9 protein-coding genes are annotated in these 16027 nt (G+C 64.5%); all 9 read left to right on the forward strand.

What is annotated here, in order from left to right; all coding sequences use genetic code 11:
* Positions 1 to 8 precede the first annotated feature (8 nt).
* The 9 genes from AC0ZT5_RS28530 to AC0ZT5_RS28570 all read left to right on the forward strand — a co-directional run bounded on the left by AC0ZT5_RS28530 (position 9) and on the right by AC0ZT5_RS28570 (position 15985).
* A complete protein-coding gene (locus tag AC0ZT5_RS28530; protein WP_488499142.1) occupies positions 9 to 1586 on the forward strand; it encodes an alpha/beta hydrolase family protein in 1578 nt (525 codons plus the stop codon).
* Positions 1587 to 2015: 429 nt separating this feature from the next.
* Positions 2016 to 2426: a hypothetical protein gene (locus AC0ZT5_RS28535; RefSeq protein ID WP_095080432.1), complete on the forward strand. Its 411-nt coding sequence runs from the start codon at positions 2016 to 2018 to the stop codon at positions 2424 to 2426.
* Positions 2427 to 2450: 24 nt separating this feature from the next.
* Positions 2451 to 7058 (forward strand): non-ribosomal peptide synthetase, encoded by a 4608-nt coding sequence (locus AC0ZT5_RS28540; protein WP_488499143.1) that lies wholly within the window; start codon positions 2451 to 2453, stop codon positions 7056 to 7058.
* Positions 7055 to 10291 carry an amino acid adenylation domain-containing protein gene (locus tag AC0ZT5_RS28545; protein WP_488499144.1) on the forward strand — a complete coding sequence of 1079 codons (3237 nt, stop codon included), beginning with the start codon at positions 7055 to 7057 and terminating at the stop codon, positions 10289 to 10291. Before AC0ZT5_RS28540 ends, AC0ZT5_RS28545 begins: the two co-directional genes overlap by 4 nt.
* Positions 10288 to 13638: an amino acid adenylation domain-containing protein gene (locus AC0ZT5_RS28550; RefSeq protein WP_488499145.1), complete on the forward strand. Its 3351-nt coding sequence runs from the start codon at positions 10288 to 10290 to the stop codon at positions 13636 to 13638. The genes AC0ZT5_RS28545 and AC0ZT5_RS28550 overlap by 4 nt, the downstream gene beginning before the upstream one ends.
* A complete protein-coding gene (locus tag AC0ZT5_RS28555; protein WP_488499146.1) occupies positions 13629 to 14531 on the forward strand; it encodes a hypothetical protein in 903 nt (300 codons plus the stop codon). The genes AC0ZT5_RS28550 and AC0ZT5_RS28555 overlap by 10 nt, the downstream gene beginning before the upstream one ends.
* A complete protein-coding gene (locus AC0ZT5_RS28560; RefSeq protein WP_488499147.1) occupies positions 14531 to 14878 on the forward strand; it encodes a hypothetical protein in 348 nt (115 codons plus the stop codon). The genes AC0ZT5_RS28555 and AC0ZT5_RS28560 overlap by 1 nt, the downstream gene beginning before the upstream one ends.
* Complete coding sequence (locus AC0ZT5_RS28565; protein WP_488499148.1) at positions 14875 to 15297, forward strand: hypothetical protein; 423 nt, start codon at positions 14875 to 14877, stop codon at positions 15295 to 15297. Before AC0ZT5_RS28560 ends, AC0ZT5_RS28565 begins: the two co-directional genes overlap by 4 nt.
* Positions 15290 to 15985: a 4'-phosphopantetheinyl transferase family protein gene (locus AC0ZT5_RS28570; RefSeq protein WP_488499149.1), complete on the forward strand. Its 696-nt coding sequence runs from the start codon at positions 15290 to 15292 to the stop codon at positions 15983 to 15985. The genes AC0ZT5_RS28565 and AC0ZT5_RS28570 overlap by 8 nt, the downstream gene beginning before the upstream one ends.
* The last annotated feature ends 42 nt before the right edge of the window (positions 15986 to 16027 follow it).

Consider the following 16027-nt stretch of genomic DNA (forward strand, 5'->3'; position numbering starts at 1 on the left):
CCGGTGCAATGAAGCCAATCGATTTGCCTCTCATGGAGGGTTTCCAAATTTTGCTTCGCGGCGAACTCTTCGTCGAACAGGCGCGGCGGCGCGTATCGTCGACCGTCGACGAATATCACTGGACCACGCACGCCGAGAAGGTTGGCGGACCCAAGCCTGTTCAAGAAGCGGCAGTCATTGAAATCGGTGACGACGGCAAGGTTGCGACCTATTCGCTGTTTTCATCCGGCGCCGTGCTTCACCGCGCCGTCTTCGGTCAGAACCGCGCGCTCCTGACCTTGCGCGACGGCAACGAGCATGAGTTGGCGCTGACTGTCGCACCCGACCTCGTGCTTCAACAGAATTTGCTTCTGCAGCTTTCGCGCTGTCTTGCCGCGCTCGATCGCGATGAAGGTCCGCGGAAACTTCACTACTTTTCGCCCGAAGCGCTGGCAGTGCGCGAGTTCGACGTCGCGCCTGCCGGAGCGCTGGACTGGGAGACGTCGATCGGCATACGGCTCAACATGAGCGCCAGTGGCGCCCTGGTCTCCGCCGTGGGAATGGACGAGAAGGGAACGCTTATCGGGCGGGCGGGCACGCCGGTGTTCCACGCGGCGCCGATTGAGACCCTTCGCGGCGCCGAGGAAAGCATCGAACCACCACCGCCTCCCCCTGGCATCGACCGCGAAGAAGTTACGATCGAAAGCGAGGATATCGCGCTGCACGGCCTGTTCGTGCACGGACGCGAACCCGCCGGGCCTAGTCCGGCCTGCCTGTTCCTGAATGGATCGGGCTCCATCACCCGCTGGGGCGGTGCGCCCGGCATGCGCCTGAAGACACTCGAGACGATGGATGCGCTCGCGCAAGTCGGCGTAGCTAGCCTGGCGATAGATGCGCGCGGAGCAGGCAAAACCGGATTCGGCAAGGCCGACCGCCCCTTGGGCGCGACGCGGCTGGCCGATGCCGCCTCCGCCTGGCGCTGGCTCGCCGCGCGCGCCGATGTCGACGCCCTGCATCTTTTCGCAGCCGGTCATAGCCTGGGCGCCCTTGTGATCCTGCAGCTGTTGTCGGCCGACCCGGCCCTGGCGCCGGCGGGTCTGATCCTGCTCGCGCCCCCGGGCAGGCCGTTGCGCGACATCCTGATGGAACAGAATGCACGCGAGAGCGCACGCCTGCACGTGTCGGAAGAAGAGGCCGGCAAGCGAGACGCGGCACTACGGCAGTGGCTCGACCGGGAAGCAAGGACAGATGGCGCGGAACTGCGGCTCGGGGGCCTGAGACCGCTCACCGATCCGGCCGTTCTCGAAACCGATCCACGCGCAGCGGTTGGAGCCGTCCGCTGTCCGATGCTGATCTTGCACGGCGACAAAGACATTCAGACATCGGCAGACCGTGATGCCAAAGCGCTGCACCGCGCCGCCCGCAGCCACAATGTCCGCTCCACATACAAGGAAGTCCACAACGCCGACCATCTATTCCGGCTCGAGCCCGAAATGTCGACGCCGGAGCGTTACCGCCAGGATCTGCCACCGAACCCGGAGTACCTCGCAGCCGTTGCTGAATGGATTGCCGGACTTGCTGCCAGTGCACCCAAACCGCGACGTTGACGCCGAGTGCGTCACGCTTGGCCAAATACATTCTGGCGAAGCGTTCGATTGTAGATAGAAATTATCGGCGCCTGACATTAGTCATGGCGCTTGTCGCAAGTTTTTTTCTGTATTTCTTTCTATAACATTTTATTTTAATAATACAGATTAAAATAAATCTGTTGACGATGGGTATTGCAAACTTTAAGTTGCTTGCGCGGCGCAGATGCGAGCCGCTAGAGCGTAGTGAAGCCGTCCGATTTGGAGGCCGATCAGGAGTCTGTTCGTCTTGGAAGCGACAGACGAGACCGTTCGGCAACGCTACCTCCGACTAGTTTTTTCGGGAGGGCCGGCATGGTCCGACGTAGAAGTCGCTCGTCCGACGAAGTCGCTTCCAAGCGACGTTCTGCGCCTGAGCCGTCAGAGGGCCCACGATCGCGGGAGCTCGCCATGAGTGCTGAAAATGCCTATTCGAACTACTGCCTGAAAGGGTTTGAGGTGGCGCAGCAATATGCAGCGCGCGCCCAGGAACTCTACGGCCGCAGCCGCCAGCAGCTGGAAGAGGCCGAAGTCCCGGCCCGTGATCAACTCCAACAAATCATGGCCTCGTGGCAGCGGGCGTTGAGCGAGGCTGGCAACGGCGACGACGCGCAACAGCGCGCCGCGTCTGCATGGCTCGATCACGCGCGCCAGTACGGGCAAGTGATCAGCAAGCATCAGAACAGCGTCGGGCAGACCATGAAGGACTTGGGCGAGCAGTTGGCGTCCGCATATGACGAAGCTCAGCAAAAGGCACGCGCCAATTTTTCGGACTACCTGGCCGACCTGCAGACACTGGCGAGCGGCAAATCCGACGAATGAGATTGCTCTGTTTGGGGTCGGCATATGACGGCAATCCCCATATCCGGCAACATAAGTGCCGAACGTCGTTCGCTGCTCGGCAAGTTGCTTGGCTCGGCCGGACTGCAGCCCCCCGCGTCAGGTGATCCGCTACTGTCGCCCCGCAGTCACCCTGGCCCGGCAGCGCTTTCCTGGGCCCAGCAGCGTCTGTGGTTCATGCAGCGCCTCGCGCCGGCAAGCCCTTTCTACAATGTGCCTCTGAACTTGCCCCTGCGCGGCCCTCTCAACGTGGCGGCGCTCAAGCGCGCCCTTGATCACGTGGTTTCACGCCATGCCGCCCTGCGCACTGTGTTCACTGACATTGCAGGCGAGCCGATGCAGCAGGTGATGCCACCCGGCCCGGTGCCGATGCCGCTGCTCGACCTAATGCATCTTGAGTCGAAGGAGCGCGAGAAGGCAGCGCGCCGCGAGGCCGGCGAACAGGCGCGGCTGACGTTTGATCTGCGGCATGGGCCCATGGTGCACGCACGTTTGCTGCGGCTGTCGATGCACGAACACTGGCTCCTGCTGACCCTGCATCACATCGCCTGCGACGGCTGGTCCATGCAGGTCCTGCTGCGCGAACTGGCTGCCGCCTATGGGGCCTTCGTCGCCAACCGGCCTTCCACACTGCAACCCCTGACGATCCAGTATGCCGATTTCGCCGAATGGCAGCGCCAGTATTTCAGCGGCGAGCGGCTGGAGACGGAACTGTCCTATTGGCGCCGGCAGCTCGCCGATCTGCCGCAATTGGCGCTGGTGCCGGACCGACCGCGTCCGGACGAGCCGAGCTTCGAAGGTGATTTCGAGGAGTTGAGCCTCGGGGCCGCCGTGCTCGTTTTGCTGAAACGGGTGGCAAGCGAAGAAGGCGCTACCCTGTTCATGGTGCTGTTGGCAGGCCTTGCCGCGTTGCTGCAGCGCTACACCGGCGACGAGGACATCGCGATCGGCGCCCCGATCGCCAATCGCACTCGGCCCGAGGTCGAGGCGCTGATCGGTTTTTTCGTCAATACACTCGTGTTTCGTATCGACGCCAGTGGCAGGCCGACCTTCCGCGAACTGGTGCGCCGTGTGCGGCAGACCGCGCTCGATGCCTACACGCACCAGGACATGCCCTTCGAGAAGTTGGTCGAAGCGCTCCAGCCCGAGCGCCAGCCTAACCGCAATCCGTTGTTTCAAATCGGGCTGGTGCTGCAGAACGCATGGAACATCGATAGCGGCAGCGCACTGCCGGCTCAGGATTCGGTGGTCTCCATCGAACGCGGAACCTCCATTTTCGATATCGCATTCCACCTGCATGAGCATGCCGGCGGGATTTCCGGAGGCATGGAATACAGCACCGCGCTGTTCGATCCCGAGACGGCCGCGCGCATGGTCAGGCATTTCTGCTTCCTGCTGAACTCGGCGGCGGCAGACCCCGACCAGCCGATCGATACGATCGCGATGCTCGACCGGGACGAGCGGAACCGGTTCCGGCACGCTTCCGAGGGCAAAGCGGTCGCCTTCGACGAGACGCCGCTCTGCCAGCAATTCGAGCGCTTCGCAGCGAACGCACCTGACCGTATCGCACTTGCCGGCCCCGCGGGCACCTTCACATATGGGGCGCTTGATCAGCAGGCTGAAAAACTCGCCGCCGGACTTGAGGAGGCCGGCGTTCGGCCGGGCGAACCGGTACTGTTGCTGCTCGACCGCTCCCCTGCGGCCGTGGTCGCGATGCTCGCCGCGCTGAAGGCAGGCGCGGCGTTCGTACCTCTCGATATCGATCTCCCGATCGAGCGCTTGCGCTATATTGCCGAGGATACCGGGGCGCGCCACGTCCTCACCGAGCCTGCGGCGTGGGAGCGCGTCGAGGGCGCGCTGTCGTTGCTCGAATGCCGGCCACTTTTCGTCAGCGCAATGGCGCGCGACCGCACCACGGCCCCGCGTGCAGCTGAGCGCGCATCAGGTGAAGTGGCCTACATCATCTACACTTCAGGCTCGACGGGTCAGCCGAAGGGCGTGGTCATCGGGCAGCGTGGACTGGCCAATGTTCTGGCGGCCCAACGACGACTGCTCGACACGACGGCGGAAAGCCGCGTGCTGCAGTTCGCCTCGCTCAGCTTCGACGCCGCCGTGTTCGAACTCGGCCTCGCCCTCGGCGTCGGCGCCACGCTGGTGATCCCGGGAACGGAGCAACGCATGCCCGGTCCCGGGCTCGCCCGGCTGATCGACGAGGCGCGCGTCACCCACGCGGTGTTGCCGCCTTCCGCGCTGTTCGCGTTCGATGCCTCGGGGTTGCGAACTCTCACCACGCTGATGGTGGCAGGCGAAGCCTGTCCGGCCTCGATAGTGGCACAATGGGCGCCCGGCAGGCGCTTCTTCAACCTGTACGGCCCCACGGAAACGACCATCTGGGCGACGTGGCAGCGATGCGAGGATTTTTCGCGCGCGCCGACCATCGGCGTGCCGATCGACAATATGCGCGCCTTCGTCCTCGATGCGCACGGAGAGCCGGTTCCGATCGGCGTCCCAGGTGAGCTCTGTCTGGCAGGGATCGGACTGGCGCGGGAATATCTTGGCAGGCCGCAACTGACGGCCGAGCGGTTTGTCGAGCTGCCGCTGGGCAATGGCCTTGTCGAACGAATCTATCGCACCGGCGACCGCGTGCGATTGCTTGCCGACGGGCGCATCGACTTCATCGGGCGCATCGATCGCCAGGTCAAGCTTCGCGGTCACCGCATCGAACTCGGCGAAGTCGAGGCGGCATTGCAATCGCATCCCGAGATCGCCGAGGCGGCGGTCGCGGTGCGCGAGGTCGGCGCTGGAGATGCGCGTCTCGTCGCATACGTGGTGCAGCGCGACGACCCGCGCGCACCTGACGCACAGTTCGAGAGCGCAGCTTCCAGCGAGCAGGTGGAACACTGGCACCGCATCTACGATGAAACCTACGGTACGATCGCGGAAGCTACCGACCCGGCATTTGTGATCGATGGCTGGAACAGCAGCTACACGGGCCTGCCGCTCGACGAGCGGACGATGCGAGAGTGGCTGGCAAGCACGGTTGAACGATTGAATTCTCTCGCAGCCGAGCAAGCCCTCGAAATTGGCTGCGGCACGGGGTTGCTGGCTTTTCGCCTGGCACCCAAGGCCCGTCGCTATGTGGCAACCGACATCTCACAAGGCGCGCTTGATCATATGGCCAAGCATGCGGCCGGCACCGGGATCAAGGGCATCGAGTTCCGTCGTTGCGCTGCGCACGAGGTCGCGACCCAATCGATGGATGCGGTGGACCTGGTGATCCTTAATTCGGTCGTGCAGTACTTCCCGAGCGAACGCTACCTGATCGACGTGATAGGCGCCGCGTTGTCGACGCTGGGTACCCGCGGCACCGTATTCATCGGTGATGTGCGGAGCCTGGCGCTGCTGGAGTGTTTCGCAGCCTCTGTGGAGTTGTACCGGGCCGAGTCCGACCTGCCGCTGGCCACCTTGCAGGAACGTGTGGCGCGCCGCTTGGGGCTGGAACAAGAGCTGGCGGTCGATTCCGAATTTTTCCTCGCGCTGGCAGCGGATTTCCCCGGCATCCGGGCCGTTGAAATTCTGGCCAAACCGTGCCGTGCCGATAATGAGCTGACGCTTTTCCGATATGATGTCATGCTCCATGTCGGTTGGTCGCCCGAGGTTGTGGAGGCGGGGGACACCTGTGACTGGGCGAGCGTGGGCAGCGCCGAAGCGCTGCTGCGGACGTTGCGGGCACTTGACGGGAAAACCCTGCTGGTCGCCGACATTCCAGGCCGAACCGTCGCGGCGGAGATGCACGCCGCCGCGGAGGTCATGAGCAGCGATGGATCGCGCTGCGTCGGTGATCTGCGCTCGAACGCAGGGCAGGTGACCGTGCAGGGGCTTGACGCCGACCAGTTGCTCGCTTGCGCAGCCGAAGCCGGCCGCAAGGTCGAGCTTCATGTTGCGGGACGCCATGCGACCGGTCACATCGACGCCGTGTTCAGTCCGCTCGCAATGAACCGGGCGGGCCGCGGGCCGATCCCGCGGCGGACTCTTGGAGGCGGCGCCGGGCACCGGCGGCGCTGGACCAACAACCCGCTGCAATCCGCCTTCGCGCGCAAGATGGTGCCGCAGGTCCGCGCCTTCCTCGCCCAGCGTTTGCCGACCTACATGATCCCGGCGCGCTTCTTGCTGCTTGAGGCGCTGCCGATGACCATGAGCGGCAAGATCGACCGCCACCGCCTGCCAAAGATAGACGGTATGCGGCCTGAACTCGGAGCTGAGTACGTTGCCCCGTCGACAGCCGCTGAACTGCGGCTCGCCGCCATCTGGGGCGAAATATTGCGGCTTGAGCAGGTAGGCATCAACGACAATTTCTTTGAGCTCGGCGGTGACTCCATCCTCGGCATCCAGGTGGTCAGTCGCGCGCGTGAAGCGGGGCTGTCGATCGAGCCGAACGACATCTTCGTCCACAAGACACTGGCCCTGCTCGCTCGCGCCGCGAAGCCGACCGAATCCGTTGAAGAGAACGTTGGCGAAGAAGAGGACGTTGGGGGGTTCGCCCGTCATATCAAGGCGGAGGATCTGGTCACGTTGATGTCGCGCCTCAACCGTGGGCAGGGAGGCCAAGATTGAACACGAACAGCGTTGACGTTGAAGACTTCTGGCCACTGGCGCCGCTCCAGGCGGCGATGCTGGTCGCCAGTCTGCGTGCGCCGGAAAGCGGCGTCTTCATACAGCAGGAGGTGATGTCGCTGCCGGAGCCCGTCGATGCGCACGCGTTCCAGGCGGCGTGGCATGAACTGGTTCGGCGCACGCCTGCACTGCGCACATCCTTCCATTGGCAAGACCTTGAGCAGCCGGTGCAAGTTGTTCACCGTCATGTCGCACTGGCTTTCGAACAACTCGACTGGCGACATCTCGACACGGCCGCCTTCGAAGCTCAGCTGGCACAGTATCTGGGGGACAGCCGCCGGGCGGGCTTCGTGCTCGATCGTCCACCTTTGATGCGGTTGGCGCTGATCCGCGGCCGCGCCGGCCAAGTGAGATTTGTCTGGCAGTTCCATCACATCCTGCTCGACGGATGGAGTGCGCAACTGCTGGCAACCGAGATGATCGAACATTATCGCGCGCTGGTCCGCAACGCGCCTTACCAGCCTCCGGTGCGACGCTCGCTACGCCACTACATCGACTGGCTGGCCACGCGCGACCTCGAAGCCGCGCGCGAGTATTGGGCCGATCTGCTTCGTGGCTACGACGAGCCGGTGGAGATCGGCCTGCCGCGGCCACCTGGCCGAGCGGCTCTCGCAGATGCAGACACCGAGGTCAGCGGGAACCTCGATGCAGAGGAATCTGAGCGGCTCAGGACGTTCGCACGCCAGCACGGCCTGACGTTGAACACCGTGCTGCAAGGTGCGTGGGCTTTGCTGCTCGGCCACTATACGGACCGCGACGATGTGGTTTTCGGTGCCGTCGTTTCGGGCCGACCGCCAGAGGTTCCTGGCATCGAGCAGATGATCGGTCTCTTCATCAACGCGGTCCCGGTGCGGGTGCGCGTGGATCCGCAGGCAGCACTGGTGCCATGGCTCAAGGATTTGCAGAGTGCACAGGCACGCGGCTCGGCTTTCCACCACCTCGACAGCGCCGAACTGCAACGCTGCTGCGAGATCGCCCCCGACCGACCTCTGTTCGACACGCTGGTGGTGTTCGAGAATTTCCCGCAAGCAGCGGCGAAGCTCGAATCCACGACCGGCGGCGTCGACTTGGCGCGTGCCAATGTGCCGCTCAGCTTGCTCGCTATTCCGGGTGATCGGCTGCACCTCAAACTGCGGTTCGACCGCAGCCGCTTCCATGGCGATGACATGGGAGCTCTTATCGAGCATCTGCTCAACCTGCTGCGGGGCATATGCGCTGCGCCCTTTGCAACTTTGGCGACCTTTTCGCCGCTCTCCGATGCTGAACGCCGGCGGCTGATCGAAGAACCAAACGTCGGCGGTGCCGATGCATGCGTGGATCTGGATCCGCTCGAACTGTTGCGGGGTCTGGCGCGCGACAAAGGCGCGGCACCGGCCTTCATCGCCGACGATCGTGTGCTCGACTTCGACACGCTGGAGCGCGCGTCGTCGCGGCTCGCACGACGGTTGCAAGACCTGGGTGTGGATCGCGGCGTGCCGGTCGCCGTGTCTGCGCCCCGCTCGTTGGAGCAAGTTGTGGCCTTCTACGCCGTGCTGAAGGCGCACGGCGTCTATCTGCCGCTCGATCCGGCCTATCCCAGGCACCGCTTGGAGCAGATGCTGGCGGACGCCAAGCCGACCGTGCTGTTGGCAACCGGCCCAACGCCGCCTGACGGACCGGCGACCGTGATCGACATCGGCGACGTCCTCGAACCCTGCAGCGACGATGCGGCAAACGACGAACCAGTCCGTTGGCGGCGCGACGACCCCGGCTACATCGTCTTCACATCAGGCTCGACGGGCCGGCCGAAAGGAGTGCTGGTTCAATGGGGCCAGGTGTCGAACCGGCTCATATGGATGTGGCAGGCCTATCCTTTCGGTGCGAACGAAGTGGCCTGTCAGCGTACCGCAATCAACTTTGTCGATTCGCTGTGGGAGCTGTTGGGCGCCACGCTGCAAGGTGTGCCGACCACGATCGTTTCCGAGCAGATCGCAACGGATGCTTCCGCGTTGATCCGCCTGCTGGCATCGCGCGGGGTCACACGGCTGTGGCTGGTGCCGTCGCTGCTGAAGATGATGCTCGAGGCACAACCGGACCTCGGGCGGCACTTGCCGCGCCTGCTGTTCTGGGTTTGCACCGGCGAGCCGCTCCCGGCAGACCTCTACCACCATTTCCGACGACACCATGCAGAGGCCACACTCTACAATCTTTACGGGACTTCGGAAATCTGGGACGCCACTTGGTTCGATCCCGATCAAGAGCCTCCTGTGCTGGGCGTCGTCCCGATCGGCCGACCGATCACCGGGGTGCGTGCCTATGTGCTCGACAGCAAGCTGCGCCCCGTTCCGCTTGAGGTGGCGGGCGAGCTGTACATTGGCGGCGCAGGTGTCGCGCTTGGATATCTCGGGCCTGCCGAACTGACGCGTGAGCGCTTTGTGACCGACCCTTTTGCAGGCAGAAAAGCGGCACGAATGTACCGCACCGGGGACCTGGCCCGGGTGCAGCGCGACGGCTTGATTGTTTGCCTCGGCCGGCGCGACCAGCAGATCAAGTTGCGTGGTTTCCGGATCGAACCGGCCGAAATCGAGGCGGTTCTTCGCCAAGCCCCCGAAGTCAGCGATGCCATGGTCGTGCTGCGGGCGGACCGCCTCGTTGCCTACGTCGCCGCGCCCGCTTCCAGCTTCGATGCCCGGCAATTGTTGGCTGGGTTGCGGGAACGGCTTCCGCACGCGTTCCTGCCGGCGGTCATCGTGCGTTTCGATGCGCTGCCGCTGACGCCCAACGGAAAGCGCGACAGACTGGCGCTGCCGCCGCCGGGAGAACTGCCGGATGCTGGCGATGCGAATCCGGTGCTGCCATTTGAGAAAGAGGTCCAGGCGTGTTTCGCGCAGGTGCTGCAGCTGCATCTGGTGACGCTTGACGCAGACTTCTTCCTCGATCTGGGCGGGCATTCGCTGGCGGCCTTGCGCGTCAGTTCACGACTGTCACGCCAACTCGGAACCGATGTGCCGGCGGGAGTCGTGTTTGACCACCCGTCTGTCCGCGAGCTTGCCGGTTGGATCGCGGAGCGCCAGGCCGCGACACCGGAAACGAGCGACGACGAGCTGTTGGAGCTGTTGACGTCGCTGCCGGCGGCCGAGCGCGAGGCGCTGCTCGCCTCACGAGAACCAGCGGAATCGAGAGGGGCGCCTTGAACAGTCTGCAAAACCGTATCACCGCAATGACCCCGGAGCAGAAGCGCTCGCTGCGCGAGCACCTCATTCGGGTTCGGCCGGCGCAAGAAATCCCTGTCCAGCCGCGCGACGGACGCGACTTCCCGCTTTCACACTCGCAAGATCGCCTGTGGTTCCTCGACCAACTCGTTCCGGGCAATCCCTTCTACAATATCTCGATTGCGCAGAGGCTGCCGTTTGTCCCCCTCAGGCGTTACCTGGAAAAGGCACTGTCGGCGGTGGTCGCCCGTCATGAGGCGCTGCGCACCGTGTTCCCGCTCGTCCGAGGGCAGCCGGTGCAGCGCATTCTGCCTGCAACGACCATGCGATGCGAGTTCGACGACCTCAGCTGCGAGCCGGATCCGGAGGCGCGCGCCGCGCAGATTGCCTCGGCTGCCAGCCAGCAGCCCTTCGACCTTGCCGAAGGCCCGCTCCTGCATTGTCGGCTGTTGGAGCTTTCTGCCGGTGAATCACTGCTGCTGCTCGTGATCCATCACATCGTCGCCGACGGATGGTCGCTGGAGAAATTGCTGGCCGAAATCGGCCAGGTCTATTCCGAGCTGTTGACCGGCAGGCTTCCGTCTCTGGCACCATTGCCGGTGCAGTATGCCGACTTTGCCGTCTGGCAACGCGAGGCAATGTCCGGTGAACGGATGGCTCAGCACCGCAAATATTGGGTGCAGCGGCTGGAGGGCATGCAGCAACTCGAGCTGCCCACGGACCATCCTCGTCCCGCCCGGCCAAGTTATCGCGGGGCGCGCGCACCGATCACCATCGACGCAGCCGCAACCGCGGCCGCCGAAGCACTGGCGCGCCGCCTGCACACCACACGCTTCACCGTGCTGTTTGCCGCTTTTGCCGCGCTGCTGCACCGGCTCGCGGGACAGGACGAGGTGACCATCGGCACTCCGATGGCGGCGCGTCCCTATTCCGAGCTCGAAGACGTCGTCGGCTTTTTTGCCAACACCGTGGTTTTGCGGCTGGATTTCAGCGGCGGCTGCAGCTTCGAGGAAGCGGTGGAGCGTACGCATGCGCGGCTGCGTGAGGCGCAGAACCACCAGGACCTGCCCTTCTCCATGGTGGTGGCGGCCCTCGCGCCCGAACAGGATCTGTCGCGCAACCCGCTGTTTCAAGTTTCGTTCCAGGTGCTCTCTTCCACCCAGGTGCGCAGGACGATCACGGATGCCGCGCCGGCGTTCAACTTCGCGCGTGGCACTTCTGCCTTCGACCTTACCCTGCAGCTTACCGAAACGGCATCGTGCCTGATCGGCGAACTGGAATACGCTACCGATCTCTTTCAGCAGGCAAGCGCCGAACGACTGGTGGAGCGCTTCCTGCGACTGCTTTGCGCGGCACTGGCCGATCCCGAAGCGTCGGTGGCAGATCTGCCGCTGATGGATGCCGCCGAACTGCGTCAGTTGGAAGCCTGGTCGCGGGGCCCTGTGATGCCGTCGGCCGAAACCGACCTGTGCGGGCTGTTCGAAGCACAAGCGCGTCTTAGCCCGGACGCAGTCGCCTGCCAAGCACCCGACGGACGCCTCAGCTATGCGGAGCTCGACGGCGGCGCCAACAGTCTCGCTCATCAGCTCATAGCGCACGGCGTGGCGCCCGGCGATTGCGTGGGGGTCGCAATCGAGCCGTGCACGTACCTGCCGATGGCACTGCTCGCCGTGCTCAAGGCCGGCGCTGCCTATGTGCCGCTGGGGCCTGAATTGCCAGTTCAGCGCGCCCGCGACATGCTCGTCGATGCAGGGGCGACGGTGCTTCTTGTTTCCAAGGGCACGGAATCGGACTTGCAAACGGGGCTCACCTCGATCGCGGTGGATCGCGAACCACCGCAACCCGGCGTACCGCCCCCGAAGGTGCGGCGCGACGCCGAGAGCCCGGCCTACATACTGTTCACTTCCGGTTCCACCGGACGGCCCAAGGGCGTCTCGGTACCGCATCGTGCATTGCTGAACTACCTCCGCTGGTGCATGAGCGTCTATCCGGTGAACGATGGCGAAGGGGCACCGCTGTGCACTTCGATCACCGCCGACATGTCGGTCACCACGCTTTTCGTGCCGCTCTTGTGCGGCAAGACCGTGTTCTTGCTGCCAGTCGGGGGAGGCCTCGAAGCGCTCGAGGAAGCGCTTCACTCGGGCCGGCGCTACAGCTTTGTCAAATTGACCCCGAGCCACCTCGAAGGTTTGCGCCAGCTTGCCGGAGGGCGGGCGCCCGCCTGCGCAACCGGCTGTTTCATCGTTGGGGGCGAAGCCTTGCACGGCGAGACGCTGGAGCCCTGGCGCACGCACATGCCGGGATTGCTGATCGTCAATGAGTACGGGCCAACAGAAACCACGGTTGGCTGCTGCGCGCATTTTCTGCGCGCCGGCGACATTCGACCAGGCCCGGTGCCGATTGGCCGTCCAATTGCCCTCACGCGGTTGAATGTGTGTAACGGGTCCGGTGCGCCGGTCCCGGTCGGCGTGGTTGGCGAACTGCGAATTGGCGGTGCCGGCGTGGCCCTGGGCTATGTCGGCCAGGCCGGTCTCACCGCGGAGCGTTTCGTACGCGGACCGGACGGAGCCCTGGTCTACCGTTCAGGGGACCGAGTGCGGCATCGTCGTGATGGCACGCTCGAATACCTCGGCCGCGCCGACAATCAGATCAAGTTGCGTGGCCACCGTGTCGAGCCAGATGAGGTGGAGGCTGCACTGCGTACACACCCGGCGGTGGCTGAAGCGGCCGTGGTACTTTATCGCGCCGGTCCGGGTGATGACCGACTGCATGCGGCAGTGCTGCTTTCGCCGGGGTGCGACCTCGATCAGGCCGACTTGCCCGAGGCTTTTCGCAGCCATCTCCAGGATAAACTGCCGCCGTTCATGATCCCGAGCGCCTTCAAGATCGTCGAAGAGATCCCGCTCACCGCCAATGGCAAGGCAGACCGCGATCGTATCGCCGAGATGCTTGCCGGCGCCGCCCCGAGGCAGCGGCGGTGCGTGGCACCGCAAACCGCCCTTGAGACATTGCTGGTCAGGTGTTTTTGCGACGTGTTGAAGGTGCCGGAAGCTGGCGCGACCGACGATTTCTTCGCCGATCTCGGAGGCCACTCGCTCCTGGCTACGCGACTGGTTTCGCAACTGCGAGAGCTGTTGCAGATCGAGATTCCGCTGCGTCGCGTGTTCGAGGCCCGATGCGCACGCGAGCTTGCACGCGCGATTGCCCCTGACGAGTCGGCACGGCAGCGGCTGGAAGCGGCCGCAGCCATCGTGCTGCAGGTGCTTGAAATGAGCGATGCCGACGTACGCCAACAATTGCATGAGCAAGGAGATGGCGCATGCGTGTGATGCTAGATGTATTCTCCGGTCGTCCCAACCCGACATGGCAGGTGCCGCCGGCTTTGGCCCAGCATTTCAGGCAGCTGATGTCGCGCCAGGGCGGGCCGGTCTCTGCCACCCCGATGCCGGCGCTTGGCTACCGCGGTCTGCTCGTCGGGAGTGGTCCGGAAGACGCCGACGCGCCAGCAGCCTTTTATGTCGGCGTGCCACCGCTTGCGACAGTGGAGACCAGGGAGGAGCTCGTCTCCGCACGACGGGCGCGGCTGCCGGATGACGAGCGCGAGGCCGTTTTGGCGCTGTTGGAAAGCGCCCGACCGATCGTTGCGCGTACAGTGATCGATGAAGCAGCGCGCTCCGTCGAATGGCGGGGCGACGGGGTGGCGCCACGTGCTGGCCGCAGCGCCGCGCTACGCGCCAGCCACGCGGAGGCGGCCACAGCTGCCGAACAGCCGGAGGTCGGCCCGCCCTGTGAGCCGATCCTCGCCGCTTATAGCCCGTGGTTCTGGAACACAGCTTCCGTGCGCCTTCGCAACAATTGCTACAATTATGCCAGCAACTATGTTTCCAATTTCGTAGCGCAGCCCGGACGCAGGGTTGGCCGCCAGTATGACGAGTTCAGCTGCGAGGCGGTTGCGCGAGCTGCAATCGCCGATGGGTTCAGGGCCAACTGCGACGGCCCGGCGCGGCTGGCGGCGCTGGCTGTCTGGCCGGGACACGATTTCCATTGGTACCGCTCGCATGGCGCCTTCTGGGCCCACAAACTGGGCATCTACAGTGCCCGCAACGTCGACAACCAGGGCCGCGTCATCGCCGGCGCACTGACGCCGGCGACGTGCGACCGCGGCCCCTACACACAATTTTGCAGCTATCTGTTCGTACCGCCGGGCGTGGAGGTTTTGTAGTGCGCGTGGTGTTGGACATGTTCGCTGGCAGGCCGAATCCTTCGTTCGGGCTGGCACCAATTGAGGTCGCGGAACTGGCCGCCCGGGCGCGGGCATTGTCGGTTCCAAGCGCCGCGCCAGCCGGGCCTCAGGCGGGCTGGCGAGGGTTCGTCGTCCTGGGTGACGGCCTGCCCGGTTCGGAGCCGATCTGGATGCGCGTCAAAGAAAAGGTGGTCGAGATGCAACGTGGCGCCTGGCAGGACAGCACCGGTATCGAGGCATTGCTTGAGACGTCCGCGCGACGTCATGGCTATGGCGCGTTGCTGGATGAAGCGCGCAAACGGACCAACTCTGGAGCTGTGTCATGAACCCGGAGCAACAATCGCCTTGGCAATGGACCCATGACGGTCCCCAGCTTGACTTCGCCCGTGCTTTCGCGCGCTTTCGCGGCGTCCTGGAATCTGCCTGGACCTCGCCAGAGGATGGCGCGGCCGTTGCCGAGACCTTCGCCCGCTGTGCCGAAGCAATGCAGGAGCCGCTCCAGGCCCCCGAGGTGGCGGAACGCATAGCTCAGTCATTTGCCACCTATCACGAGGCGCTGCGTGCGGCGACACTGACGCCGGAAGCGCGAAAGATGGTGCGGGAGGCACTGCACGAATACGTGGCCGACCTCATCAAGGCCTGGGCTGCGGTCCCGCCTGACAATTTGGCGGCTGCGGATCTTGTGTTGATCGCGCAAAGCATGAGCTGGATCGCCAATGTGGCGGTCGACATCGAAAATGCCTGAGCCGCCGGACGTCGGCAAGGTCGACTTGTGGCTGCTCGACGTGCGGCCGTGCATTGCGGCGGAAGCCGATGCGCTGGAGCTGCTCGACGATGAAGAACGCGGGCGCGCGGAGCGGCTGCGTTGCCCCCGGGCGCGGGCACAATTCGTGCGCACGCGAGCGGGATTGCGCCGCATCCTGGCGAGTTACTTGGCGGTGCAGCCACAGTCCGTCCCTTTTGCGTATGGCGCTCACGGCAAGCCTCGGATGCCATGGGGACGGTTGCGCTTCAATGTTTCGCATGCGCGTGGGGCGGCGCTCCTCGCATTTGCATCTGAGTGCGAGGTCGGCGTCGATCTGGAACGCATCGAGACCATCGATGCCGCCGAAATCCTGACGACATGGGCATCGCCACGCGACTATGCCGCCTGGAGAGCCGCCTCCCCCGGCGACCGCCTGGCCGCCCTCTACCGCGGCTGGGTGCGCAAGGAGGCCATTCTCAAGGCGTGGGGTTGCGGATTTTCCGTGGCGCCTCAAGAGCTTGACGTACCCATGAGTGCGACGGCCGGGGAACATATCGTCGTCGGTACGGCCTTGCACCGACCCAACTGCCGAGTGCTCGATGTGCCGGTAGGCAGTTCCTGGACCGCGGCGCTCGCAGTGGAAGGCGGTGCACCTTGTACGGCCTCGTTCATTGTCCAGCCTGCGTAAGACCGACCCGGCTGTCTCGAAAGATGCCCAGCAATTTGGTTC

The organism is Mesorhizobium sp. CNPSo 4670, assembly GCF_057784235.1.